1 protein-coding gene and 1 pseudogene are annotated in these 1,905 nt (G+C 71.0%); both read right to left on the bottom strand.

Translation table 11 applies throughout. The features are described from left to right. Positions 1–1,022, bottom strand: a pseudogene (locus P2P98_RS00250) (hypothetical protein); the annotation flags it as partial. Then, the coding region (locus P2P98_RS00245) for a hypothetical protein (protein WP_275796054.1) at positions 1,019–1,905 on the bottom strand (887 nt) is incomplete at its 5' end. The gene P2P98_RS00245 and the pseudogene P2P98_RS00250, both read right to left, overlap by 4 nt.

Here is a 1,905-nt window from a genome sequence, read left to right as displayed (position 1 = left end):
ACCTCTCCCGCCGGGAACACGGGCAGCGCCGCCTCCCGGGCGCGTGCGAGATCGACGGTCGCCTCGCTCAAGCGCGCGCGGGCGGCATCGAGTTCCGCGCGCGCGCTGCCCGTATCGGGAGCTGTGTCGAGCTGTCGGCGCTTCAGCTGAGCGAGGTCCAGAGCATCCTGCAGGTCGCCGATCTTCGCGCCGTCGTCCGGCGTCTGCGCGCGAGCCTGGTCGAGAGCGCGCTGCGCGCTGGAGACGGCGTTGTCGGCCTCGCGCTTCTCGACGTCGCTCGCCCCCGTCCGCGCCTTGTCGAACGCGGTCTGCGCGGTGGTCACGCCCTGCTCGGCCGACGACACGGCGGTCTGCGCGCTGCGCAGCGCCGCTGTGGCGGTGTCGTCGGTCGCCGGCGCCGAATAGCCCACCTGTGCGTACAACGAGGCGACGGAGGCGGCCGCCTGTTCGTCGAAGACGTTGTTCGCCGGGTCGCCGGCATCCAGTCCCACGGTGCGCATCGCCCACTTGAACTGCACGACGTCGGGCCCCGCGACGCCGTAGCGCAGGGTGCGGTACGACGGCAGATCGCCGGGGAGGACGATGACGGGACGCCCGGCCACCTCGAGTGCCACCGACAGGGCGGAGAGCGGGGTTCCGACGGACGGGACCTGCCCCGTGACCACGGCGGCGCCGGGGAGTCCCGCCGTATCGATCTGCACGTCGACGGGGTCGGCGTAGCCGACCTCGGCCCGGATCGTGACGTCGTTGCTGAGCGGGCCGAAGGCGACGGGCACCGTCACGAGGCCCGGTGCCGGCGCTGTCGTGTTCGCCGCGGCGTCGGCGGGGGAGACCACGAATCGACCGACGACCAGACCCGCCACCAGCGCGCAGACCGCGACGATCGCGGTCACCCACAGCGGACGGTTGCGCCGGAAGAGGGCACCCGGTCCGGTCCACCGGGAGCGCCGCGCCGCGTTCGCCGTCTCTTCGCCCACGGCGCTGTCTGACGCGGCATCCGATGCGGTGGTCGGCCCGGTCACTTCTTCGCCTGCGCGGCGGCCTTCAGCGCCTCGAGCTCGGTCTTGTGCGCCGCGATGAACGCCGTCTCGGCCTCCGCCTGGGCCTTTCGGGCGCGAGCGGTGTAATCCGTCTTCTCGCGGCAGTCGAGATCGGCGAGGGCGAGGTCGATCTCTTCGTCTTTGAGCTCCGCCAGAGCCTTCTTGTCGGGAGTGGCCGGTGCCTCGGAGGAAGCCGCGCCGCCCGCGTTCCAGAGCGCGTTGAGCTGGTCGTGGATGCTCGCCGCGGCATCGGGTTGCGTGGCGAAGCCCGTGTGTCCCGCCTCGTCCATGCACGCCGACCATTCGCGGTTCGCCTCGGACATCCCCGGATACGTGCTCGATTGCTGCCAGAGCTCGGTGATGGCGTTCATCAACGGAGCGAACTGATCGGTCTGAAGCGGATCCTCGCCGCTGACCTCGTGCTGCGCCTCGCCCTGGCATCCGGCCGTCTTCCAATCCCAGGTGGGGGTCTCATCCTCGGCAGCGGTGTCAGTCGTGGAGGCGGGGGGCGTGCCCCACAGCGCGTCGGAGAAGGCCTGCTTCTCGGACTCGGAGAGGGTGCTCAGGTAGTCGGCGTTGGGGTCGACCCACGTCGTCGAGGGGTTCTCGGCGTCGTCGCTCCCGGGGAACGCGACGGCACCGTAGCCCCACTGCGAGACCCACTGACGGTCGTCGGGCTTCCACGCCTCGCCGGAGCCGTCGACGATGGTCGCCGATGCCTGCAGGTCGGGGGTGTACTCGAACCCGTTCTTCTTCATGCAGGCCGCCACGAGCTCTTCCCGTTTCTTCCCGAGCTCGGCCAGCTGTTCCTCCGAGCTGCCTCCCGCGCCGTACACCGCGGACAGGTACTCGGTCAGCGGCGATT

The sequence above is a fragment of the Microbacterium sp. Kw_RZR3 genome, assembly GCF_029222405.1.
Taxonomy (GTDB): Bacteria; Actinomycetota; Actinomycetes; order Actinomycetales; family Microbacteriaceae; genus Microbacterium.
Note: the sequence above shows the minus strand (reverse complement) of the source record. Positions and strands in the feature narration are given on the sequence as shown.